The organism is Luteibacter sp. 9133 (assembly GCF_000800155.1).
Lineage (GTDB): Bacteria > Pseudomonadota > Gammaproteobacteria > Xanthomonadales > Rhodanobacteraceae > Luteibacter > Luteibacter mycovicinus.
This window is the reverse complement of the sequence record NZ_JUHO01000001.1, coordinates 2,082,259-2,106,038: the sequence shown is the minus strand read 5'-3', so window position 1 is coordinate 2,106,038 and position 23,780 is coordinate 2,082,259. Positions and strand designations below refer to the sequence as shown.

The following is a 23,780-nucleotide window of genomic DNA, read 5'->3' as shown; positions in this document are numbered from 1 at the left end:
GGGCGCTATGGACGCACGGGTAGAGGTCGGCGGGCTAGAACTGTGGGGCGGCATCGAGTGTACCGTCAACCGTGTCGGTGACCGTTATTTCAGTCAGCTAGACCAGCGCCCCTATGTCGGTGGAGAAGGGGATCTGCATCGCTTTGCCGAGTTGGGTATTCGTGCGCTGCGTTATCCCGTCCTTTGGGAGCGTGTGATGACTGACGGCGGGAGCGGGGCGGACTGGGCGTGGTCCGACGCGCATCTCGCAGCACTTCGCCAGTTGCCGATGCGGCCGATCGTCGGGCTGGTGCATCACGGCAGCGGCCCTCGCGACACCAGCCTCGTCGATCCGCAGTTTCCGGAGAAGCTTGCGCGCTACGCAAGCATGGTCGCACGGCGCTATCCCTGGATCGAAGACTACACGCCGGTCAACGAGCCGTTGACCACGGCCCGCTTCAGCGGACTTTACGGGCTCTGGTATCCGCACGGGCGCGACGTGGTGACGTTCCGGAAGGCCTTGTTCAATCAGTGTCGCGGCATCGTGCTCGCCATGCGTGCGATCGAGCGCGTCAACCCTGCCGCGCGCCTCATACAAACCGATGACTTAGGGACGACCTATGCCACGCCTGCGCTGCAGTATCAGGCGGACTTCAACAACCGGCTCCGCTGGCTGGGCTGGGACCTGGTTTGCGGAAGGGTGGGGCAGGATCACCCGCTGTGGCCGTGGTTGCGGAACGCCTGCCAGGCGAGTGAGGCGGACATCGCCTGGTTCGCTGAGCATCCGCGTCCGCCGGACGTTATCGGCGTCAACCACTACGTCACGAGCGATCGCTTTCTCAATGGAAATCTGGAGAAATATCCTGCCTCCTGCCACGGTGGCAACGGTCGTGAACGTTACGCGGATGTCGAGGCCGCGCGGGTGATCGCCCGCCCGGTGGGTGACGTCGCACCGCTTCTGATGGAGGCGTGGCGGCGCTATGGCTTACCTGTCGCGGTGACGGAAGCGCATATCGACGCCCGGCGGGAAGGTCAGATGCGCTGGCTCGCGGGGCTATGGACCGGAGCGGACGAAGCCAGGCGCGCGGGCGCCGATATACAGGCGGTTACCGCGTGGAGTCTGCTGGGTTCATACGACTGGAACTGTCTGCTTACCGAGCGCCAGGGGTATTACGAAACAGGGGCTTTCGATGTACGCAGCGGGCAGCCACGAGCGACAGCGCTCACCGGCCTGATGCGCGCTCTGGCCTCTCGCGAGACGGCGACGCATCCCGCACTTTCCGGCACGGGCTGGTGGCAAAGGTCGCAACGATTCGGCGGCGAAGCAGCGGCGTCACCCGCTATCGGCCTCCCGCCCCTGCGTGTGAGCTCTTTGCCGCGCTTACGCGCCGACAACGAGCGCCCATCGATCGTGATCATCGGTGCCAACGGCATGTTAGGCCGGACGTTTGCACGCGCCTGTGCCGAACGAGACCTTCACCATCGCCTGTTGAACCGGAGCGAGCTCGACATCGCGGATGCGGATTCCGTATACGCTGCTCTGGTCCGTTTCCGCCCATGGGCCGTCATAAACGCGGCTGGGTATGCGCGTGTCGACGAGGCCGAGCGCGATCCGACGCGATGCTTCCGGGAAAACGCGTTAGGGCCGGAGATCCTGGCGCGCGCCTGTGCAAGAGAGGGCATCGAACTGCTGACGTTCTCGACCCATCTCGTCTTCGACGGAGAGCGCCGTTCTCCCTATCTGGAAAGCGACGCCGTATCGCCGTTGAATGTGTACGGGTTAAGCAAAGCGCGCTCAGAGACTCTCGTGCTCGACCGATACCCCGGTGCGCTCGTGGTGCGAACCAGCGCACTGTTCGGCCCGTCCTACGAGAACAGCTTCGTCGCATCCGCACTTCGCGCTTTGCGGGCAGGCCAATCCTTTCAGGCGGCCCACGACGTCACGATCTCGCCCACCTACGTTCCGGACCTGGTCGACACGTGTCTGGATCTGTTGATCGACCGGGAAGCGGGCATCTGGCACATTACCAACGGAGACGCTGTCACGTGGTCGCAACTCGCCGTGCGGGCCGCCGCGCGGGCGGGCGTCGACAGCAAGAGACTGCGTGACCGCGCTGCCCGGCGGAGCGGCATCGCCGCCGTCCTGCCGCGATACAGCGCCCTGGGTAGTCAACGCGGATTTTCGATGCCAAGCCTGGACGATGCGTTGGATCGCTATTTAGGTGCTTAGTCACAGGCTTTCGCGAGACGCGAGGACCTCACGGGGTGGGTGACGAGAATCCTCCCGGGCCGAAGCCAGGGAGGGTTCCGATCGCAAACGTCACCCAGGCAACGGTAGCTTTAGCGGCCGTAAACACCAGCCGTGCCAGCCGCGTCGTGGACGATCACATAGCGTCGGCCGGCGAGGGCGCCACCGAGCGCCGCAGCCATGGCACCCAGGATCAAGGCGACGGCGCCACCCAGAGCGGCTTTGGCGGCGGCCTTCGCGGCGGTATCCGCAGCTTCGCGGGCTTTCGCTTCGGCTTCAGCGGTCGCCTGCGCGATCTTGGCCCTGGTCTGCTGATACTGCGTAACCCACGCGTCGACTCGCTGCTCGGCGTCCTGCTGGCTGGCACCGGTCCGTGCCATGACCACATTCACCAGGGCCTGACGGTCGGCCTGCTGAACCGTGTCGCTTCCCGACGTAATGATGCGCTGCGCTACCGCCTGCACATCTTCCCCCGTGCCATTCTGGCTTGCGTTATTCAGCTGATTGACCGCGCCCTCGGTCTGCTGTTTGACGGCCTCCGGCTGCAACGCCGGCTTGCCGGTCTGGGCCATCAGCTCCTGAGCCTGAGCCTTCAGCGAATCCATGGTGATGCCGTTCGCCGCCAGCTGTTTCTTCGCTTCGTCCGCCGCCGGACCCGCCGCTGCCGCGAGGCCGCTTCCCGCTGCCGCCGCGGTCGCACCGACCGCCGTGGCGCCGCCCTTTACGACGGATGCGAACGTCGAGGCCACCAGGTAAGCGCCGATCAGGCTGGCCAGCCCCCAGGTCACGAGCCCGTGCAGCATCGCATCCGTGCGGCCAGGCGCGGCCGCCAGATGCCCTGCCACCCAGCCGCCAGCCATGAGAGCAAGCACGCTGCTGATGCCCCACCATGCTGCCGCGCCAAGGCCATAGGCGGACGCTTCCGGCGAATCGTGATGCACCGGATCGGCAACACTAAGGCCAACGCCAGCACCGATGAGGCTCAGCACGAGCTGGATGACGACAGCGATGATGACGCCGGCGAAGATGGATCCCCAGGAAATGCGCCGGAGCAATGGAGAATAAGCATCGCTGCCTAATGAGGAGTAACCCGATTCGGAATGAATGGTGTTCATAGAAAAGCCCTGTAGCCGCTGACCGGCAAGAAACGCCCGATGAAACCGGTACGCTCGCGCATACCGATGAAGAAGCGCGGACAGTGTCTGGTGCGACGTGATCGAAGCGTGCGTGGGGCGTGTCGTCAACTATTCCGACTGCTTCGACCTTACCGTTGCCCGGTGGCTCACCGGCTACAGGGATGTGACGTCCGGAGCGGGGGCGTCGTCAGTCCAGCGGACGCACCCATATATTGCGGAAGCTGATCGGCTGTGAATGGTCGCCATGGGCCTGCAGCTTGATCGCCGCCGTCGTGTACGGCTTGTATTTCGGCTTGCCGATGTAGAAGGTCTCGCCGGTCAGTTCGGTGTGGTTTTGCACCAGCACGCCGTTGTGAAACAGCGTTAGGTACGCCGGCGACTTCACCGAGCCGTCCGCGGCGAACACCGGCGCGGTCCACACGATGTCGTAGGTCTGCCAGTCGCCAGGATGGCGCGCGGCGTTGACCAACGGGGCCGCCTGTTTGTAGATGCTGGCGGCCTGTCCGTTGACATAGGTCGCGTTTTCGAACGAATCCATGATCTGGACTTCGTAACCCTCGTCGCCGGGGCCGGTGGAGGCAAGGAACACGCCGCTGTTGCCGCGGCCCTGGCCCTCGCCGGTGATGTCCCTGGGAATCTGCCATTCCAGGTGCAGCTGATAGCTGTGGAAGCGCTGCCGGGTCTGGATATTGCCCGTGGTCTTGTCGACGGTGACGATGCCGTCGTGCACCTTCCAGGCCGCCGGCGACTGGTCTTTCGATGCCTCCCAACCACGGAGGTCGCGACCGTCGAAGAGCACGACCGCATCGGACGGCGGCGCGTTCTCCTTTGCACCTGGAGTCACCACCTTCGGTACCGGCTCCCATCGTTCCGTGGCCTTCGGATCGTCTTGTGCCAGGGCGCAGGACGAGCCCAGGCTCGCGACGGTAAAGAGGGTGAACGTGGCGGCGCCGATGCGCTTCATGGGCATTCCTCTGGAAGATGTCATACGGTGCAGATCCTGTAAGCCTCGGCGAACGAATCGAAGGGATTCGGGCGCGATGGCGAAAATTCGTGAGCGATGAAGCCCTGGTAGTTCAGATCGGCGATGGCCCGGGCGACGGCGTGGTAGTTGAGCTCCTGCGTGCCGTCGATATCGTGGCGGCCAGGTACACCGCCCGTATGGAAGTGACCGATCCACTGGATGTTGTCGCGGATGGTGCGAATCACGTCACCCTCCATGATCTGCATGTGGTAGATGTCGTAAAGCAGCTTCACGCTGGGAGAACCGAGCCCCTTGGTCACGGCCACGCCGAACGCGGTGCGGTCGCCCTGATAGCCATGATGGTCGACCTTGCTGTTCAGCAGCTCGAGGCACAGCGTGATGCCGTTTTCCGCGGCGTATGGCGCGATCTTTCCCAGTCCGGCAATGCAGTTGTCGATGGCCCGCTGGTCGTCGATACCGTCCTTGCGGTTGCCGAACATGGTGATGATGTTGGTGACGCCCGCGCGTTTGGCAAGCGGGATCGTGGTCTCGATCTCCCGGATCAGAACGGCATGGTTCGCCGGATCGTTGAAGCCCATCTCGATGAAGTTGTCCCGCCTGGCGGGATAACCCATCGATACGGCCAGGCCGTGATCCGTCACCACCGACCACTCATCGGCGTAGAGCAGATCGACGCCTGCGAAGCCGAGGGCTTTCAGCCGCGTGCACAGCTCGGGAAGCGGGGCCCTGGAGGTCCAGCGGCTCAGCGATTGCCTGAGCCGGCCACCGCCGATAGCCGGGGCTCCCACCCTGGGGCCGCTTGTCGCGGCGGAGGCGAGCAGGGGCGCTGCGCCCGCCATCGCCGCGGCCGTGGCGATACGGCCCAGCGCGTTACGGCGCCCGATATCGGTGGTGTCGTCACGCATGCTCATTCGAGCCCCAGTATCTGGCGATTGAACGTACGCTCGCCACCCGACGAAGCGAAATCGTCGAAGGCGCGTTCGGTCACCTTGATGATGTGGTCGCGAATGAAGGGAGCACCTTCCTGCGCGCCCTGCTGCGCGTCCTTGATGCAGCATTCCCATTCGAGCACCGCCCAGCCAGGGTAGTCGTACTGCGCGAGCTTGCTGAAGATCGCACCGAAATCGATCTGGCCATCGCCCAGGGAACGGAAACGTCCCGGCCGGTCGATCCAGTTCTGGTAGCCACCGTAGACGCCTGAGCGTCCGTCGGGCCGGAACTCGGCGTCCTTCACGTGAAACGCGCGGATACGCTCGTGGTAGTGGTCGATGAACCGCAGGTAGTCCATCTGCTGCAACACCATGTGGCTCGGGTCGAACAGGATGTTCGCCCGCGGATGGTGGTCCACGGCGTGGAGGAAGCGCTCGAAGGTGGCGCCGTCGTGCAGGTCCTCACCCGGGTGCAGTTCGTAACAGACATCGACGCCCGCCTCGTCGAAGGCATCCAGGATCGGCTTCCAGCGCCGGGCCAGCTCCGCAAAGGCTTCGTCGACAAGCCCGGCAGGGCGCTGGGGCCACGGATAGAACAGCTGCCAGGCCAGGGCACCGGAGAACGTCGCGTGCGCCGTGAGGCCGAGGTTCCTGCTTGCGGTTGCCGCGAGCTTGAGTTGCTGCACGGCCCACGCCTGGCGTTCCTGCGGCTTGCCACGCAGCTCCGCGGGAGCGAAGCCGTCGAACAGGCGATCGTAGGCAGGGTGCGACGCCACCAGCTGCCCTTGCAGGTGAGTGGAAAGTTCCGTGACCTGAAGGCCGTGCCTGGCCAGCATCCCGATAATGTCGTCGCAGTAAGCCGTGCTAGCGGCGGCCTGCTCGAGATCGAAAAGGCGTCGGTCGTTGGAAGGAATCTGCACGCCGACAAAGCCAAGCGACGAGGCCCAGCGCGCGATCTCGGGCAGCGAGTTGAAGGGCGCCTCGTCCGATGCAAACTGGGCGAGGAAGATGCCGGGACCCTTGAGTGTCTTCATATCAGATCTTCAGTGAGGCTTCGACCGCCCAGGCATGTCCGTTGCCGGCCTGCGATAGCGGGATATCGGGCTGCCAGCGGGCGGGTACCGGGTCGTACTGAAGCACTTGCGTGCAACCGGGCTGGGAAAGAAAGAAGCCCAGCATCGTGAGCTTCTTGGTCATGAGCACGAAGTCGCTGGCGGGGGGCAGCTTGCCACCCTTCGGTGCGGCGAGCGCCTCGGCGTGAAGCTTCTTTACCAGCGCTTTGCGCTGCGCGTCGCTCAGCTGGAGAAAGGGCTTGCCACCGGCCTTGTCGAAGGCGGCCGCGGCGTCGAGGTAGCGCGCTTGGTCATCTTTTGCATAGACCGCCTTGAACAGCTGGTCCATGAATAAAGGGACGCCCGCGTCGACCGCGCCCGGCGTATCGGTGCGCGGGATGATGATGTCCGACACCGCGCCAACGAGGCTGTACTGCGCCGGGTCGAAGAATTCGGGCCTGGCGGCCGGTGCTTGCGACGCGGCGTGCGCGTCGAACACCGCCAGGAGGGACGGTCCCGCGATGGCGCCGATGGCCAGCGCGGACATGCTTTTCAACCATTCGCGACGATTCATGGGCGGTCCTCAGAGATTGCCGCGCTTGAGTTCTTCCACGGCGTGGTTGGCCGCGCGTGCGGTCAGCGCCATGTAAGTGAGGGACGGGTTCTGGCAGCCGGATGAGGTCATGGCCGAGCCATCGGTCACGTAGACGTTCTTGCAGGCGTGCATCTGGTTCCATCCGTTGAGCACCGAGGTCTTCGGATCGCGACCCATGCGTGCGGTACCCATTTCATGGATGCCGGCGCCGACGTTCGCCTTCATCGTGAAGTGGCTCACGTCGCGGTAACCCGCACCGGTGAGCATCTCCACCGCGTCGTCGATGATCGCCTTGCCCATCGCGATCTCGTTTTCCTGGTGGGCCGCGTCGAAGTTAAGGACCGGCATGCCGTACTTGTCCTTGTGGCTGCGATCCAGCGTCACGAAGTTCTTGTGCGACGGCAGCATCTCGCCGAAGCCCATCATCGAGACGTACCACGGGCCGGGCTCTTGGGCGGCGCGCTTCAGGTCTTCACCCAGCGCAGCCTGGTCGACGAGGCGGGTCCAGTCCTGGCGGCCCGCGCCTCCCTGGAAGCCGAACCCGCGCAGGTACTTCTGCCGGTCGCTGCCGATGTTGCGATAGCGCGGGATGTAGAAGCCCGTGGGCCGGCGGCCGGCGTAGTAGCGGTCTTCATGGCCCTCCACCATGGCGCGCGCACCGGTCCCGAAAAGGTGATCCATGATGTTGTGGCCGAGCTCGCCGCTGTCGTTGCCGAAGCCGTTCGGGAAGCGGGTGGAGGTGGAGTTCATCAGGATGTGTGCGGTGCCGAACGTGGAGGCGCACATGAAGATCACTTTGGCGAAGTATTCGGTCTGGTGCCCGGTGTTGGCATCGAGCACGCGCACGCCGGTGGCCTTGCCCTTGTCGTTGTCGTAGATCAGCTCGTACACGATGGCGTCCGTCACCATCGTCATGTTGCCCGTGCGCTCGGCGGAGGGCAGGGTGGACGAGTTGCTGCTGAAGTAACCGCCGAAGGGACAACCGCGCATGCACATGTTGCGGTACTGGCAGGTGCCACGCTGCGGGCTCTGGTCATGCTTGAGCGGGGCGGACAGGTTCGCGGTGCGCCCGATGATCAGCTTGCGCCTGAACTTGCTGTCCAGCTTGGCCTGAAAATCCTTCTCGACGCAGTTGAGGTCCATGGGCGGCAGGTAATTGCCGTCCGGCAACTGCGCCAGATGATCGTTGTTCCCACTGACGCCGATGAAATGCTCGACGTGGTCGTACCACGGGGCGATATCGTCGTATCGGATGGGCCAGTCCACGCCCACGCCTTCCTTGCCGTTGGCCTCGAAGTCCATCGGGCTGAGGCGGTAGCTCTGCCGGCCCCACATCAGCGAGCGTCCGCCGACGCGGTAGCCGCGGAACCAGTCGAACGGCTTGGTTTCTTCGTACGGGTTGTCGATGTCGTCGGCAAACCAGTGCTTGGTCGACTGGGTGATGCCGTAAAACGACGGTCGCGTGTGCTTGGGCCAGCGGGCGAGGTCCTCCTGCGTCGGCTCGTCACCATATGGCAATTCCCACGGCGCCTTCATGGCGGTGGGGTAATCCAGGTGTTTCACCATCGGGCCGCGGTCGAGCACGAGCGTCTTCAGCCCTTTCTCGGTGAGTTCCTTCGCCGCCCAGCCCCCGCTGACGCCGGTGCCGACAACGATCGCGTCATATGTGTTCTTTTCCATGCTCAAGCCTTCAGCGCAGCGGATGCAGGTAGTTGAAATCGACGCGTGCGGCGTCAAGCGAGTTCATGCGGGTGTATGGGCCTTCCTGCTCGACGAAGCAGTGCTTCAGTCCGTTGGCATCGGCCGCCGCCATGATGGGTTTGTAATCCAGCGTGCCGCGTCCAAGCTCGGCGCCCGGATAATCACCCGCATGGCCGGGAAGGAAATCCTTGGCGTGCATCAGCGCGATGCGGCCCGGGTTGGCCTTGAAATACGCGGCCGGATCCTTGCCACCCGCATGCGCCCAGCCGCAGTCCAGCTCGAAGTGCACGAACGTGGGGTCGGTCTCCGCGAGCAGGATGTCGTAAAACGTCTTCCCGTCGCCCACGTCGGTGAACTCCGCGTGGTGGTTGTGGTACGCGTAGCGCAGGCCGGCTTCGTGGGCTCTCTTGCCCAGCGTATTCGCACGTGCGGCGATGCGCCTTGCGTCATCCAGGGTGTAGGCCGGCTCGCCCGGCTTCCCGCTTTCTTTTTGCAGGATCGATGGCAGCGAGCTGCTGACGATGTACTGCGCGCCGAGCGTATGCGCGGCCTTTATGCCCGGCTCGAAGCCGAGGCTGTCGAAGTGCAGGCTCGGGCAGCCCAGACCGGCGAGCTTCAACTGGTCGCGAAGCGTCTCGGCCGTGCTGGTCACGATGGCTTCGATCTCCGTATACCCGATCGCCTTGAGCGTCCTCAGCGTGCCGGCGGGATCGGCCTGATAGGCGTCGAGCACCATGTACAGCTGGATGCCGAGGCCCTTGCCCGTCGATGCGGCGGCGAGGAGTTTGCCTGGCGCAGCGAGGCCGAGGCCCAGCGCGGTGCCGAACACCGCGGAGCGCGCGAGGAATTGCCTGCGATTCATCATGTCGTACGAGTTCCGGGTGAGTGGGCGCCGACGACGCCACTGGCGGCGACCGCCTTGCGATCCTTGAACAGCAGGACGAACAGGGCGAAGACGGCGGCGGCGAAGGCGCCGGCGATGATCCAGATGCCATGCCAGTCATGGCTGCCATCGGCGCGGGTATAGGTCTGGACCACGATGCCCGACAGCCACGAGCCCACGAACATGCCCAGGCCGTACGTGAGGAAGGTAATCAGGCCCTGCGTGGCCGCGCGCAGCGCTGGCGGTGCCTCGCGGTCGATGTAGATCTGGCCGACGACGAAGAAGAAATCGAAGCAGACGCCGTGCAGGACGATGCCCAACCAGAGCATCCACATCAGCTCGCCGCTGCCGCCGAAGGCGAACATGCCGTAACGCACCACCCAGGCGAGCATGCCGACGGCGAGCATCCACTTCACCCCGAGGCGGCGGAAGAACCAGGGAATGAGCAACATGAAGAACAGCTCGGACATCTGCCCTCCGGTCATCTTGCCGGCGGCATTCACCACACCGACCTCGTTGAGGAACAGATTGGTGAAGGCGTAATAGAACTGCAGGGGGATACAGATCAGGAACGAGGCGAGGGCGAACACGAACATGGAACGCTCGCGCAGCAGGTGCAGCGATTCCAGCGGCAGGGCATGGCGCAGTTCGAAACGGGTATGGCGAGCCAGCGGCGGTGTCGGCGGGAGGGTGAAGCAGTAACCTGCCATCACCACCGAGAGGCCGGCAGCCAGGAGCAGGGGAGATGCCGTGGCTTCCACGCCCCATGCGCCGACCACCAGGCCGACCACGATCCAGCCGATACTGCCGAACACGCGAATGGCGCCGAATTCTTCCTGCGGACTCGCGATGTGGCGCATGGCCAGCGACGCCGTGAGGGCCAGCGTCGGCATGTAGCACAGGCTGTAGGCAAGCAGCGGCGCGTAGACCATCGCGAACGTCGTCTGCTGCGCGGCAACCACCAACAGGACGGCACCGAGCAGATGCAGCAGTGTCAGAACCCGCCGCGTATCGAACAGGCGATCGGCGAGCAGACCGACGAACAGCGGTGAAATGATCGCGCCGACGGCGGTGGTCCCGGCGACAGCACCGATTTCCGTGCCGGTGAAATGCAACGTCTTGCCGAGCCAGGTGCCGACGGTGACGTACCACGCACCCCAGATTCCGAACTCGAAAAGCATCATCACTCTAAGGCGCCATTTCATCCGCGTTTCCTCGTGGGTCGTGTGGGGGCGAGTGGATCTTCAACGGGCTGCCACGCGCCGCCGGCGGCATGGCTTCTGAGCATGGCGTCCACGACGAGGCTGTTGCGGTAGCCGTCGGCGAACGTCGGCAGCGCAAGGGGTTTCCCCTTGGCCGTGGCGCCGGCGCGGATCCATGCGTAGGCATCCGCGATCACATTGCGGAACGCATCCGCCCAGGCTTCCGGATGGCCCGCCGGCAAGTGGGCGTACGCACGGGCGCCGGGCTCCATCAAGGCAGGATCGCGCGTGAGCACCTGGTTGGCCTTGTCGTGATGACCCAGCCAGAGTTCGTTGGGCTGTTCCTGCCGCCACGCCAGCGAGCCTTCGCGCCCGTTCACCTCGAGGCGCAGATCGTTCTTGTGACCGGGCAGCACCTGGCCCACGGTGACGCAGCCGCGCGCACCGTTATCGAAGCGCAGCAGCACGCTCGCGAGGTCTTCGCTGGTGATCTTGCGTCGCTTGCCGGAGCGCGTCGCCGAGCCGGAGAAGGCTTTCGCCGAAGCATCCGGCGCCTCACGTACCGGCACGACCGTGTGCAGGTCGGCCAGTACGGCGATGATCCGCGCGCCGGTCACATGTTCGGCCAGGTCGCACCAGTGCGAGCCGATATCGCCGAGCGCGGAACTGGCCCCGCCGAGCCTTGGGTCCAGCCGCCAGCTATACGCACGTTCGTCGGTGAGCCAGTCCTGCAGGTAGCACCCATGCACAAAGACGGGCTTGCCGATCGCCTTATCGGCGACCATGGCACGCGCCTGCTGCACGAGGGGATAGCCGCGATAGTTGAAGGTGACGACGTGGGCGAGGTTCGCCTCGCGCGCGGCTTCGTAAAGCTCCCGTGCCTCCTGCATCGTCGCGGCCAGCGGCTTGTCGGAAATGACGTGCTTGCCAGCGCGCAAGGCCGCCAGAGAAACATCGCGGTGCAGGTGGTTCGGCGTCGTGTTGTGCACGACCTGAACGGCAGGGTCGGCAAGCAATTCGCGATAATCCGCGTACGCCTTGCCGGCATTCAACTCACGCGCCCGTTTCGTCGTGGATTCGAGACGGGAGCCGGCAATGCCGACGATGTCGACATCCCCCAGCCGACGCACGACGTCCAGGTGATGGGCTGCGATGAAGCCTGGGCCGACGAGCCCCATGCCGAGACTCATCGATCGGTCGTCCTGGCGCTTGTCGATAGCGACTGGCTTGCCATGTTTCCCCCCGACGGTCTTATACCGCCGAAATGTATTCGATTACATTCGATGCCATACGGTGCGAAATGAGTGCGACCTGCATGGATTTCCCATATTCACCGCGTCGGGTGGTGGCACCGCGCCCTGAACATGCCAAGATATGTATCAGACGTGCGAAGCGACCTGCAACGATTATATGTAATCCATTACATTGCGGCGCAGCATATTTTCATTGAGGTCAGCGCTTGCTGGCCAGTTCGAAAAGGCTGTGCAGAAGGATGATCAGCGCGTGAGTGCCGATGAAACAAAGCGGAAAGGAAAACGGGCCGCTCCGGCCAAGGAGGCGCTCGCCGATGTTGCGCCGCGTCCTGCACGCGTGCGTACGGTGAAGGAGATCGCGGCCATCGCGGAAGTTTCCGTTGCAACTGTCTCTCGCGCGCTACAGCGTCCCGAGTTGGTCAGCGAAGAGACGAGGCTGCGCATCCACGAGGTGGTCAGGCGGCTCGGATATACACCGAACGCTCTTGCGCGCAACCTGCGCACGGCCCGGACACGCCTGATCATCGCGTTGCTCCCGGACATCGCCAACCCGTTCTTCTCGGAAGTGATCCGCGGTATCGAGCAGGTGGCGTACGAGAAGGGATACTCCGTACTCCTCGGTGAGACGCAGAGCAGCCTGGTGCGGGAACAGGCGTATGCCGACATGGTCGCGGCGCGCCAGGCGGACGGCATCATCACCATGTTCCATCGCGTGCCCGCCATTCCGATGGACGGGCGTCTGCCGCTCGTCAACGCGTGCGAGTACGTCAAGGACAGCGCCATTTCCAGCGTTTACGTGGACAACGTCGGCGCGGCCGCCGCGGCCGTCGAGTACCTCGTGACACTGGGCCATCGCGATATCGCGTTCATCGCCGGCCCCGGCTCCAGCCCCATCTGCGTCGACCGCGAAGAGGGCTACCACCTCGCTCTGAAGCGGGCGAAGATCGTTGCGGATCCGGCGCTGACCGCCATCGGCGACTTCTCCATCGAAGCGGGGGAGCGCGCCGTCGAGATGTTCCTGTCGCAGGGCCGGTCCTTCAGCGCCGTGTTCTGCTCGAATGACGAAATGGCCATCGGCGCAATGCGCGCGCTGACCGCCGCAGGCCTGCGCATTCCGGAGGACGTCTCGGTCGTCGGTTTCGACGACATACGTTTCTCCCGCTACACGTCACCCCCGCTGACCACCGTGTCCCAGCCGAAGAACGCGTTGGGCCGCGAAGCCATGACCATGCTCATCGAAATCCTCAACGATCCCCAGGTGCCTCCGCGCAAGCGCGTGCTGTCAGCCGATCTGGTTGTCCGTGGCTCCACGGGTCCTCGTCGGGACCGGTAATCGTTGCACTGCAAGAGGCGATCATTCTCCATGACTGACGAACCGAAGATCGAGAAAGCGCAGCCCACCCGCACCGCCGAGACTAGCGGGGGCCATCCGGGCAGCGTCAACAGTTCACGCCGCAGCTTCATCGCCGGCACCGCCATGGCGGCCACCGGGCTGCTGATCCTGCCCCGCCATGTCCTCGGCGGTCCTCGTCATACCGCACCCAGCGACCGGCTGAATATCGCAGGCATCGGCGTCGGTGGGATGGGCGCCGCCAACATGCGCGCCCTGGCCAGCGAAAACATCGTCGCCCTGTGCGACGTCGACTGGGGCTATACGGATACATCCTTCCGCAAGATGTTCGCCGGGGTTGGCGAACTCCAGGCCCGGCTTGCCAGGGCGCCGACCGCTGCCAGGCGCAAGGAACTGGAGGACCGGATCGCGCAGACGAAGCTGCTGTCCGGCAAGTTCGATTCCATCAAGCGCTACACCGATTACCGCAAGATGCTCGAGCAGCAGAAGGATATCGACGCGGTGGTCATCGCCACACCCGATCACCTGCACGCGGTGATCGCCAGCGCGGCCATGAGCCTGGGCAAACACGTCTACGTACAGAAGCCGCTCACCTGGTCCATCTTCGAAGCCCGTGAAATGGCACGCAAAGCGCGGGAAAACCCGAAGATCGTCACGCAGATGGGCAATCAGGGCCATTCCACCGACGACACCCGCCTGATCCACGAATACATCGACGCCGGCGCGATCGGCGAGGTGCGCGAGGTGCACGCATGGACGAACCGGCCGCTCGGCTACTGGCCTCAGGGCGTGCCACGTCCGCGCGCCGTACCGAAGCCCGACGACGCAAGCTGGGACATGGATGCGGTGAACAGCCGCCTTGCCAATGCCATGGCCGGCAACTATCCCATGCCGAAAGGCCTGGAGTGGGACCTGTTTCTGGGCCCGGGCCCCGTCATCGAGTACCACCCGCTCTATCACCCATTCAACTGGCGCGGCTGGACGGACTGGGGCGTGGGTGCGATCGGCGACATGGGCGCGCACCTGATCGATTCGCCGTTCTGGTCGCTCGACCTCGGCTTCCCGACCTCGGTGGAAACGGTCTCGACTCCTTTCAACCACGAGTCGTACCCCACCGCGACGATGACGTACTACGACTTCCCGGCTCGCGGCGACAAGCCGCCCGTCCGGCTCACGTGGTACGACGGCGCGCTGCTGCCGCCGGGGCTCGAGGCGCTGGGGGCAGGGCAGATGCACGATGGTGGCGTGCTGTACGTGGGTGACAAGGGCAAGCTGGTGCACGAAACCTATGGCGACAACCCGCGCCTGCTACCGCACTCGCTGCAGGAGTCGGTGGGTACGCCGCCGCGGAAGTTCGCCCGCATCGAAACCTCGCACGAAATGAACTGGGTGGATGCCTGCAAGGGCAAGGGGGAGACGACGTCGCCCTTTGACTACGCCGCGCGGCTGACGGAGGTGATGTTGCTGGGCGTCGTGTCGCTGCGAGCGGGTGGGCGCATCGAATACGATGCGCAGAATATGCGGGTCACCAACATGGCGGAGGCGAATCAGTACCTGCGGCGGGATTACCGGGCAGGGTGGTCGTTGTAAAGGCGCTCGTTCTTCCGATCTGCGGGGCTGGTCATGCCGGAGCCGCGGTCCGGCATCAGTTGTGCCCTTGGGTCTGCGCGCGAGGCAGTGTGACCGCGCGAACAAAGGCCGACAGATCGCGATTGAAGCGCTCGGGCTCCTCAAGGAACGGTGCGTGGCCGGATGCGGCGTAGAGCTTGCTCTGAATCCGCGGGTTGATGCCTTTCGCCCTCGCGATGCTCGGCGCCGGCATGACCAGGGCATCGTGTTCGCCATAGATCAGCAGCAGCGGGATCTTTGCCTTGCTCAGTCCTTCGGCCGCATCGACCGTCATCGATGGCACGGCGCGCTGCATCTCCCAGGAAGCGAGCGCCGCATTCGCCAACAGGCGCGAGAACGTGGTCGCGTCAGGTTCGTCATGGAAGCACAGCCTGAGGAAGGCGCGTTCCCCGTCCAGGTGGGTCTTCAGGTCGGTGGAGGTCATGTCGCGATAAACCTCCGGGTGGGCCGTGATCTGGTCGGGCTTCAACTCGATCACGCCGTCGACATAGATCGCGCCGGTGACGTCGCCGTCGCCATGGGTCGCCAGATAATTCGAAATGACCGCACCGCCTAACGACCACCCCACGAGCACAGGTTTATGTGCCCCTGTCGTTTCGATGACCGCAGCCAGGTCATCGGCCCAGCGCCGTCCATCGCGGTAGGCGTCGGGATCCGTGGGCTTGCCGGACAGGCCGTGCCCGCGCAGGTCATACGTGATCAGCCGGTAATGGCGCAGGCGAGGATCCTGCAACTGCTTTTCCCAGTTGAGCCGGCTTCCGAGCAGGCCATGGATCAGGACGACCGGAGGACCGGCAGGATCGCCGGTTTCCTGCACGGCGAGCACGACGCCATCGGAGGCGGCGACGGTGTACGCCTTGTTTTCCGCATGCGCCGCCGGCGACCCCGCCAGCATCGCAAAGACGATCAGCAGCGCACCGAACGCGCGATAGAACCTCGACAGACACATAAATGATGACTCCTGGGTCGGTTGGACAAGCTCAGTCTGAACCCTCACACTGATGTGACTGTCAAGCGAAAAAAGGTGTCGCCTTCCATGTCTAAGCCACCGGCAGAAATGACCATCGGCGCGCTCGCGAAGGAAAGCGGCGCAAGCTTGCGTTCGATCCGACATTACGATGACAACGGGCTCCTGACCTCCGCTCGTGCGCTGAATGGCTACCGCCTGTTTTCCCGGGCTGCCGTGACCCAGGTCCGGCAGATCCAGCGCCTGATCGCCGCGGGATTCAGTCTGGCCGAGATTCGCGGATTTCCGGACTGCATGCGCATGATCGAAGGTGCCGCGGCCTGTCCGGAAACCAGTGACGTGCAACGCCGGCGGCTCGCTTCCATCGAGCGCCAGATCGCAGAACTGGAGCGGCGACGGGCCGAACTGCGCGGGATGCTGTCCGAAGGTGTCTAGCGCGCCGGAGGCCTCACGAAGATTACCGGTCGACGCGCGTCCAGAGCCGATCGGAATTCTCGTCACGGTCCACGAAGCCGGTGACCTTACCTCCTGCATCACGTTGCACGACCTTTCGGACGTAGAGGTTGTCTGGCTGGAACAGCACGTCGCGGGCTTCGGCCTCGAGGATCTCGGGTTGCTTGCCGGAGCGTTGCCCTGAGATTTTCAGGCCATGCCGTTCAATCCGGTATGTCGCGTCGCCGTTCCGATACGTCCCGACCCATGGATCGATATCCTGCGGGTTAAGCGCGATTGCCGGAGGATTCCGGCGTATCCGATCGGTATGCACGAGGCGCAGCCGCCATTCTCCGTCGACGCGTTGCCAGGTCTCGGTCATCAACAGATGCGAGTCCTTCGTCGACTGCTTGCCCGCCCTCTGTGGAACATCGTCGCGATGGAAGACCTGCACCGTATCGCCGATCTGCTGGGCTTCGTAATCCACGATGATCAGCGCCTTGTAGCCATCTTCGGCGAGCTCACTCAGGAACTCGGCGCGACGCGAGACGTGACCCTCTTCGACGTACATGAAGTCGGACGTCGTCAACCGGCGCCATGTCTCCCGATCGCCCCGGTGGACAGCTTCGAGAAGCAGCTCGTCGTTGTGACGCAGTGTCTTGACAATCTGGGGATCCGGCGGAAGCGACTGGGCGTGAGCGGCGCTGGTGAGCGCGATGCAGAGAGCAAGGGATATCCTGGAGCCACGATTCATCGCTTTCCACACGTGATGTTGGGGTCGTGGCGGGAGATTAAGTGCGGCGTGTGCCGGTGACAACGTGGAGTAGGGTCGAGCGTTGCTGAAGATGAGCGACTTCGTTTTTGATCGCACTAATGGCAGACGCACTTCGTCGGTTTCGCCGCGTTCCCCCGCGGCATCGACGATACGCGACCAGCTGGCCGCTAATGGTTTCGATGCCGAAACCGAGATCTTCAACAATGATCGCGGATCGCGCTTCTTCCTGCGCGCGCCGGGCGGGGTGATGGTCAAATTCAACACCCGCTCGGATGCCGCCGACGAGTTCCGGGGCACTTTTAACTGAGCAGGCCGGGGCGATCCGATCCCTTGGCGATGCGAGCATTGCCCTGATGGAGGCAGCATGAGCCCCCCGTAACCATGGAATGGCATCTATTCGGATGCCTACCGTGGCCGTACCGGTGACGGCGCGGTGACTACGAAGCGCACGCGTTGATTTGCACTGCTCGAGCCACCTGGAGAGCGGAATGAGTATGGTAGTCGGTCAATTTCTCCGGCAAGGTCCGGGGACTGTGTCGCTGTATCGGGTACGCCGCGAAGACACTCCGCCGTGGCGAGCCAGCCCATGGGAAGCGGCGCGCCAAGACGGTACTCCATCGTGGCGTCAGGGAGCGGTGTGGATCACTGCCCCTCTGACCTTGCCTGATTTTCCGGAGTAACTGGCCCCGAGCGGCATTTCGTGGGTGATGCAGGAGACTGATCCCGGGACGCTGCAGCGAGGTGTCACTTGGTCGCCGTCCATCGGCTTGGACGCCTGCGCAAAGAGCTCGAACGCGACGGCATGGCGTGGCTTAAGTGACGCGGGTAACCTGTAAAAACTTGGGACAATTGAATCCTGAGCGATGGAACCCTTAGGCCAGCACCAAACTCGCGTCACTAAATACTGATTGCTGCAGTTCGATTAGGGCTGGTTATCGGGGGGTATGAACAGATCACCTGCCAAAGTCAGGATAGGTCCGTCTTCGACCCTTAGCGGACCAAAAAGGGGAGGAGATGGAACGGATTAAACTCGGGATCCAAGATGGCGCTCGAGGCGGCAAGGCTATCCTCAATAAGACTCGGACGATGATATTTGCCTCGTGCAGCTCGACTACGAGGGTGTATGCCTGATTGGGGATCGACCGTGCAGTCCGTCAGACCTTAGCGGAAGAGAGGATACTGCCAACTGCTATGGGGCGGGCCTCAATGTGTTCCCATCAGGCATGGCCAGGGATATGGGAGGTGGGGCGGAGGCTCATAAGCTCACCCTCGGCCAGCGAGGCAGAATGCAGGACCTAGTGCGTATCTTTGATACAGGGCCCAACGTTCAGCCGACAACCGTTGCAGCGCAGCGTGAGTATTTCGATGGTTAGCTGAAGAGCTTCTGAGTGAGGTCCGCTTCCAACCCAAAGCCGTCATTAAAAAGTGCACTCTGACCAAGTTTCGGGCCAAGCAACACGCAAATGCGATCGACCAAGTAACCCGCCGCGTGCGCTTCTGCGGCATGGTTAGTAAACGACCTCTACCGCGTTAAACGCGCGTTTAGTACCATTCAAGCGCTCTACAACGAGATTAAAACAGGGATAGGGGAGGTCTCTCATGGCCGCATTTGACATCAGTGTGCGGGACACGCTCAAGCTGCTTGATGGCTCGTTCGAGCCCTTCGCTGCCGGCGTGTCAAACGGGCTTTACGCATTCTGGTTGGGTTCCGGCATATCATTCGGACGCGCGCCCAGTCTGCTCGTCCTCGTCGGCAAAGTCGTCGAGTTCGTACGCTCGCGTATTGATCATGCAGATCCCAACTGCAAGTTCACCATTACGTTGCGAGAGATTCTCACCCTTGCCAGCGCCTCAGCGGACGAGCTGACGCGCTCAAAGTTCGATGAGCCCTTTGCCGCTTGGCCGGATCGGGACGCCATCGCTAAGCGCCTGGTCAATAACTATTCCAAGCTGCTCGGGCTCACCGTCGATGGTGAGGACATGGACTATCTCTTGTGGAACGTCATAGACGTCGGCGCCACATTCGCAGACCCTGCGATGATCCCTGACGTGGAGCATCTCTGCCTCGCGGCCTTAAGTTTGGAGGGCGCAGCGCCTGAGATGCTTTCAGCCAACTGGGACCCGCTGATCGAGAGAGCCGTGTCTACCCTGACAGACGGCAATGTAGCGCTGAGTCCGACGGTTGTCGCACGTCCCGCCGACCTTCAACTGCCCCGCAATAAGACCCGCCTGATCAAGTTCCATGGCTGTGCTGTCAAAGCTCAAGGTGACCCGGGCCAGTACCGCCAATGGTTGGTGGCGTCACACGATCAGGTCGCCGCGTTTTGCACCCAGGCGGACAACCAGGGGCTCGTGACAGCATTGACGCATATCGTCGGCAGCAAGCGCACACTGATGCTGGGCCTCTCGGCCCAGGACGCCAATATTCAAGGGATCTTTAATAAGGCGGCCAACGAGTTGACGTGGCAGCTTGGTGAACCTCCTCCGAGCTACGTGTTCTCGGAGCAAGAGCTGGGCATGGACCAGCGATCGCTCCTGAAGAACGTCTACCGCGAACAAATCACCCCAGCAAACCTGAAGGCGGTCTTTGAGGCGGCGCGCATCCAAGCGTACGCAAAGCGGTTACTTGTCGCGCTGCTGCTGGATGTGTGGTCTAGAAAGCTGCAGGCGTTGGCCCTTCTCGCGCCCGGCCTGCTTCCGCCGGCAGAACGTCAACACCTTTGCGACGGCATTGCGGTGCTTCGCAACCACCTGGCAGATGCAGCGTTGCCGGACCTCGATTTCATCGATGCTCTCCTTGACCGGTTCGGCCGTGCCTGCAAGTTGCTGCGCGACGGCCAAATCGAACGCCCCAATGTCAGGTTTGAGCCGATCACGAATGACGTTGTGGCGGCCCTCTCAGGCAATCCCGCCCTGGGGGCCCTCGGGTTGCGCGAGGCAGCCGTTGCGCTTGGCCTGGTGGGGATGGGCTTGAACCGCTATGACTGGACAGTGGAACCGGAGACTCTGGACAGGGAATCTGGTGTGCTGGCAGTCACCGGAAAAGGTGTAGCGACGGCTCGCACCAAGGTGTACCTTACGGCCAGCGCGGCAGGCGCCGCGCTGCTCCGGAGCGAGGGCCACCTGATCGAGGCAGATAGCCCCCTGTTGATCCAGTCTCAGAAGCTGGTAATACCAATGACACGATCCCCGAGGGGAGCATCGGGGCGAACTGGGCTGCCGAAAGCGCGCGAAGTCAGCATATCTGCCTTGCTGCAAACCTACGCCACCGCTGACGAGCTCTATGAAGCATTCCGACAGGAGCTCGCGCTATGACTGATTCAACCCCTATTGGCCGGGTCACGGTGGCGCTTGAGAATGCTGGGTACCAGCGGATCGCCAACGGACTCCAGGTTGGCGAGCTGAAGTTTCAGTTTCCGGCCGCGTTCGTGAAAGCGAAGAACTCAGCCGAACTCATCCTCGTCGCCGACATCGCCAGCGAGAGCGAGACGCAGCTGATCCGCAAGGTCGACGGCGTGGCGCGCGCGCTGGACATCGCGTCCTCCACACGGTCGCTCACCTTGGTGGTGACAGGCCCACGCCCCAGTGGTGCTGCGCTAGAATCTCTAGGACGGGTCTGCCGGGTCCTTCCCACCGGCAACATCAGCGGTGACGACGGCGACGAACTCCTCAAGAACTGGCTGGCTGTGCTGCTGCCTCTGTCGTTGCCACAGCCTGAGTCCGCGGTGGGCAACTCCCTAGCCCGCATCCACGCCGCCGCGCAAAACCTGGACGAAACCACCAGGAAATTGATCGATATTGCATCGCTGGGGGAGGGCGCCGTCAGTAAGGAGCTGTACTCGATCATCGACGCCGCTGCCGTCCAAGCCAAAGAGAAGACAATATGACGCCGCGCATCACGTCAATCACGGCTACCGACTTCCGCAGTATTCGTGGGAGCGTCACGATCCCGATGGATAGCCCTGTTGTGCTGATCCATGGCCGTAATGGCGCTGGTAAGACCAGCTTATTGACGGCAATGGAACTTGGCCTGACTGGCAATCTGGCGTCGCTATCTCGGCTGGATCCGCGGCTTCGTGAGCATCTGGTCCACAAGGAGGCGGCGTCCATGAAGGCATCGGTGTCGATCGGCGTCCACGGGCTTGGTGTCGACTTTCCGGCAGGTCATTTCGACATCCATGGCCACGAGCTCGGTGGCAAGCCGGCGCTGGGTCCCCTGCTGACCAAGCACTTCTCGGAGCGCTGCTACCTGGCGCAATCTACGCTGACGAGACTACTGGAGTTCTACGAGGACAAGGCGGTAAATGGTTCGGCGCTGACGCGATTCGTCAAGGAGTTGCTGGGGCTGGATGCGCTAGAAGCGCTCATTGACGGCCTGCACAATGCCGGTGACGTTCGCCGGCTCCGCGGCCATGCCGTAAGTTTCTGGGACATGCGCGAGCAGCTCCCGAGTTTGGATGACGAATTGAGCCGCCTGGCTGAAGAACTCACTGCCGCCGAGGGCCAGGCGGCGCAGCTCACGCAGACGGCGGGTCAACGACTTGCACCACACTGGCCAGAAGTTGCCGGCCTCTCGGCACAGGCGATACTTGACCTGTTGAAGGACCAGTCGCAGGAACCTGAGCTACAACGCCTGACGCAGCTCAGGCGGGAGCTCAATGACACGATCTCGCAGAGCCAGAGGGTGGTATCCGTCATTTCTGCCGACAAGCGCGAGGCCGTCGAAACGGCCGCCAGTGCCGCCGACGCGGCACTGCGTGGCTGGATGGACACCAGTGGCAAGCGCATGACGGAGCTGTTCGATAGGCTCGGTGGCTACTTCTCTGATCTGCCATCGCCCATTCAAAATCGCCCCGAATACGCCCTCGCCTATGCCCATCGAGCCATTGCCGCTGAGGTGACGAGATGCCAGCAGGTTCAGGACACGGATCAAGCTGCACAAAAGCAGGTTTCAACCCTTCGGACGGACCGGCAAGGCCTCACTAGGCGGCTGGAAGAGATCGACAAGCAGATCGTGCAGCATTCGCGCGAGGCAGGCCAGCTTGCGCAGGCGCTGTCTGCCTTGGTTCCCCATGTGCACACGGAAGAATGCCCTGTCTGTAGTCGGGACTTCGGTGAGGTTTCATCGTCGCCGTTGCTGGGTCATCTCACCGCACGGATTGCGTCCCTGACCCAGTCGGCGGGCCTTCTCTCGGCGTTGTCGCAGGACCGCGCGAACACGGTGAACGCCGTCGCGGACAGAGATAGAGATATCGGTAGCGCTCAAGCACAAGTACTCACAGCCGAAGCGAGAGCGGAATACGGCCAAAGGCTTGCAACCCTTAAGCAGGCCTTGCAGGCTTTGTCTGCCCTGGAAGTGGAAGCCAAGGCTGGCGAAACCCTGTTTGGGCAAGCTGCCAACGCCGCGCAAGCCCTGGTATCGGCTCGCGCCGGCGATCAGCAATCGGCAGCAATTCGTGACTCTGCTGGCCGGTTTGCCACTGTGCTCTGCATGGATTCCATTGGGGCCAGCGAGTCTCTGCAAGCGGCGCTGCAGCGGTTCTTGGCTGAAGTCACTGCTCGGCTGGCGCGGTTGACGGCAAAAGAGTCGGCTCGCCGCGATGGCGAGGCGGCGCTGAGGGAACTGCTTTTGAAGCAGAAAAATATTGAAGCCATCAAGCTACAGCAGCAGAAGCGCAGAACTGCTCATCGAGGCCTGAATGCGGCGAAGGAAGCGGGGGAGCGCGCGATGGAACAAGCCCGCGAGCTTCTCAAGCTCGCTCAGGTCGAGCGTTCCCGTGTTGTTGGACAAGTGTTCAACGATTCCTTGAATGCGGCATGGCGAGACCTCTTCGTTCGCCTGGCACCGGACGAGCCTTTCATCCCCGCCTTCGCTTTGCCCAAGGCGACGAAGGGCGACGTCGAAGCGAAGCTGGAAACCCACTACCGAGACGGTAGTAGGGGCGGGAATCCAAGGGCCATGCTCAGCGCCGGGAATCTCAACACGGCCGCACTAACGCTGTTCCTTGCGCTACACCTGTCTGTGAAGCCGCAGCTGCCGTGGTTAATCATCGACGACCCGGTGCAAAGCATGGACGAGGTTCACATCTCGCAGTTCGCTGCGCTGTTGCGGACACTGTCCAAGCAGCATGGACGCCAGGTGATCATTGCTGTGCACGAAAAACCCCTATTTGACTACCTCTGCCTTGAGCTCAGCCCAGCGTTCGAAGGGGACCGATTGATCACTGTAGAGCTAGGGCGTACGGCCAATGGAGACTCGGTAGCGAACACTTCGGTTAGAGACTGGAAACAAGACCGGGCGATTGCAGCGTAGCTATCTGCGCTCGCACTAGACTTCCCGAACTCTGAAACGGGCGCGTGGTTGAGAGGTTTGTTGGCTTACGATTAAACCGCCTCGTTTCGGTGATCAAACGACCGGTCTCAGTGAGTTTAACGAACGGCTGCTTTTGGCCGAACGCTGACGCAGGGGAGGGCGGTTAGCTCGTGTTATCTGGGCTACCTCTTCGCAGATCCATCTCAAGCACAACGCACTCGAGGGGTGCTTAATTTACTCGACAGGAGGTGGCACGGCCCGTCCTTGAACGTCCTGAGGCTCATAGCGTTGGCATGGAAGGATCTGACGGTAGTCGCCAACAAGTACGATGGCATCGACTTGCTAGGCAA

Annotated in this window: 18 protein-coding genes; 7 read left to right on the top strand and 11 right to left on the bottom strand. The window is 63.0% G+C overall.

Annotated elements, in window-relative coordinates; translation table 11 throughout:
• Positions 1-7 precede the first annotated feature (7 nt).
• Positions 8-2,209 (top strand): sugar nucleotide-binding protein, encoded by a 2,202-nt coding sequence (locus FA87_RS09065; protein ID WP_043694013.1) that lies wholly within the window; start codon positions 8-10, stop codon positions 2,207-2,209.
• A 110-nt stretch (positions 2,210-2,319) separates the two neighbouring features.
• Here the strand turns inward: FA87_RS09065 and FA87_RS09060 are convergent, their stop codons facing one another.
• The 9 genes from FA87_RS09060 to FA87_RS09020 form a co-directional block, all read right to left on the bottom strand.
• A complete protein-coding gene (locus FA87_RS09060) occupies positions 2,320-3,342 on the bottom strand; it encodes a hypothetical protein (RefSeq protein ID WP_052191241.1) in 1,023 nt (340 codons plus the stop codon).
• A gap of 208 nt (positions 3,343-3,550) precedes the next feature.
• Entirely contained in the window at positions 3,551-4,327 is a 777-nt protein-coding gene (locus tag FA87_RS09055; protein ID WP_043694010.1) for a DUF1080 domain-containing protein, read from the bottom strand.
• Between the two features lie 20 nt (positions 4,328-4,347).
• Positions 4,348-5,253, bottom strand: a complete 906-nt coding sequence (locus tag FA87_RS09050) for a TIM barrel protein (RefSeq protein ID WP_043694007.1) — start codon at positions 5,251-5,253, stop codon at positions 4,348-4,350.
• Positions 5,254-5,255: 2 nt separating this feature from the next.
• Complete coding sequence (locus tag FA87_RS09045) at positions 5,256-6,311, bottom strand: sugar phosphate isomerase/epimerase (protein WP_043694004.1); 1,056 nt, start codon at positions 6,309-6,311, stop codon at positions 5,256-5,258.
• Position 6,312: 1 nt separating this feature from the next.
• The gene (locus FA87_RS09040; protein ID WP_043694001.1) at positions 6,313-6,903 is read right to left on the bottom strand and encodes a gluconate 2-dehydrogenase subunit 3 family protein; all 591 of its coding nucleotides are present in this window, start codon (positions 6,901-6,903) and stop codon (positions 6,313-6,315) included.
• A gap of 9 nt (positions 6,904-6,912) precedes the next feature.
• A complete protein-coding gene (locus FA87_RS09035; protein ID WP_043693999.1) occupies positions 6,913-8,604 on the bottom strand; it encodes a GMC family oxidoreductase in 1,692 nt (563 codons plus the stop codon).
• Between the two features lie 10 nt (positions 8,605-8,614).
• Positions 8,615-9,490 carry a sugar phosphate isomerase/epimerase gene (locus FA87_RS09030; RefSeq protein WP_043693997.1) on the bottom strand — a complete coding sequence of 292 codons (876 nt, stop codon included), beginning with the start codon at positions 9,488-9,490 and terminating at the stop codon, positions 8,615-8,617.
• The gene (locus FA87_RS09025; protein ID WP_043693994.1) at positions 9,487-10,713 is read right to left on the bottom strand and encodes a nucleoside permease; all 1,227 of its coding nucleotides are present in this window, start codon (positions 10,711-10,713) and stop codon (positions 9,487-9,489) included. The genes FA87_RS09030 and FA87_RS09025 overlap by 4 nt, the downstream gene beginning before the upstream one ends.
• The gene (locus FA87_RS09020) at positions 10,710-11,900 is read right to left on the bottom strand and encodes a Gfo/Idh/MocA family oxidoreductase (protein WP_239709029.1); all 1,191 of its coding nucleotides are present in this window, start codon (positions 11,898-11,900) and stop codon (positions 10,710-10,712) included. The genes FA87_RS09025 and FA87_RS09020 overlap by 4 nt, the downstream gene beginning before the upstream one ends.
• Positions 11,901-12,213: 313 nt before the next feature.
• Between FA87_RS09020 and FA87_RS09015 the strand changes: the two genes are divergently transcribed.
• Both FA87_RS09015 and FA87_RS09010 read left to right on the top strand, forming a co-directional pair.
• Positions 12,214-13,296, top strand: coding sequence for a LacI family DNA-binding transcriptional regulator (locus FA87_RS09015; protein WP_239709026.1), 1,083 nt, complete (start codon positions 12,214-12,216; stop codon positions 13,294-13,296).
• Positions 13,297-13,326: 30 nt separating this feature from the next.
• Positions 13,327-14,904: a Gfo/Idh/MocA family oxidoreductase gene (locus tag FA87_RS09010; protein ID WP_052191240.1), complete on the top strand. Its 1,578-nt coding sequence runs from the start codon at positions 13,327-13,329 to the stop codon at positions 14,902-14,904.
• Between the two features lie 55 nt (positions 14,905-14,959).
• Here the strand turns inward: FA87_RS09010 and FA87_RS09005 are convergent, their stop codons facing one another.
• Positions 14,960-15,892 (bottom strand): alpha/beta hydrolase, encoded by a 933-nt coding sequence (locus tag FA87_RS09005; RefSeq protein ID WP_043693991.1) that lies wholly within the window; start codon positions 15,890-15,892, stop codon positions 14,960-14,962.
• Positions 15,893-16,000: 108 nt separating this feature from the next.
• On the opposite strand from FA87_RS09005, the gene FA87_RS09000 reads away from it, so the two are divergent.
• Positions 16,001-16,345 carry a MerR family transcriptional regulator gene (locus FA87_RS09000; RefSeq protein ID WP_197056453.1) on the top strand — a complete coding sequence of 115 codons (345 nt, stop codon included), beginning with the start codon at positions 16,001-16,003 and terminating at the stop codon, positions 16,343-16,345.
• A 22-nt stretch (positions 16,346-16,367) separates the two neighbouring features.
• Here FA87_RS09000 and FA87_RS08995 read toward each other — a convergent pair whose 3' ends face one another.
• Positions 16,368-17,372 (bottom strand): nuclear transport factor 2 family protein, encoded by a 1,005-nt coding sequence (locus FA87_RS08995; RefSeq protein WP_156128526.1) that lies wholly within the window; start codon positions 17,370-17,372, stop codon positions 16,368-16,370.
• A 1,344-nt stretch (positions 17,373-18,716) separates the two neighbouring features.
• Between FA87_RS08995 and FA87_RS08985 the strand changes: the two genes are divergently transcribed.
• The 3 genes from FA87_RS08985 to FA87_RS08975 are packed head-to-tail and all read left to right on the top strand — an operon-like array spanning position 18,717 to position 23,430.
• Positions 18,717-20,432 carry an SIR2 family protein gene (locus tag FA87_RS08985; RefSeq protein WP_036113261.1) on the top strand — a complete coding sequence of 572 codons (1,716 nt, stop codon included), beginning with the start codon at positions 18,717-18,719 and terminating at the stop codon, positions 20,430-20,432.
• Positions 20,429-21,004, top strand: a complete 576-nt coding sequence (locus FA87_RS08980) for a hypothetical protein (protein ID WP_036113264.1) — start codon at positions 20,429-20,431, stop codon at positions 21,002-21,004. The genes FA87_RS08985 and FA87_RS08980 overlap by 4 nt, the downstream gene beginning before the upstream one ends.
• Positions 21,001-23,430 carry an AAA family ATPase gene (locus tag FA87_RS08975; protein ID WP_036113267.1) on the top strand — a complete coding sequence of 810 codons (2,430 nt, stop codon included), beginning with the start codon at positions 21,001-21,003 and terminating at the stop codon, positions 23,428-23,430. The genes FA87_RS08980 and FA87_RS08975 overlap by 4 nt, the downstream gene beginning before the upstream one ends.
• The last annotated feature ends 350 nt before the right edge of the window (positions 23,431-23,780 follow it).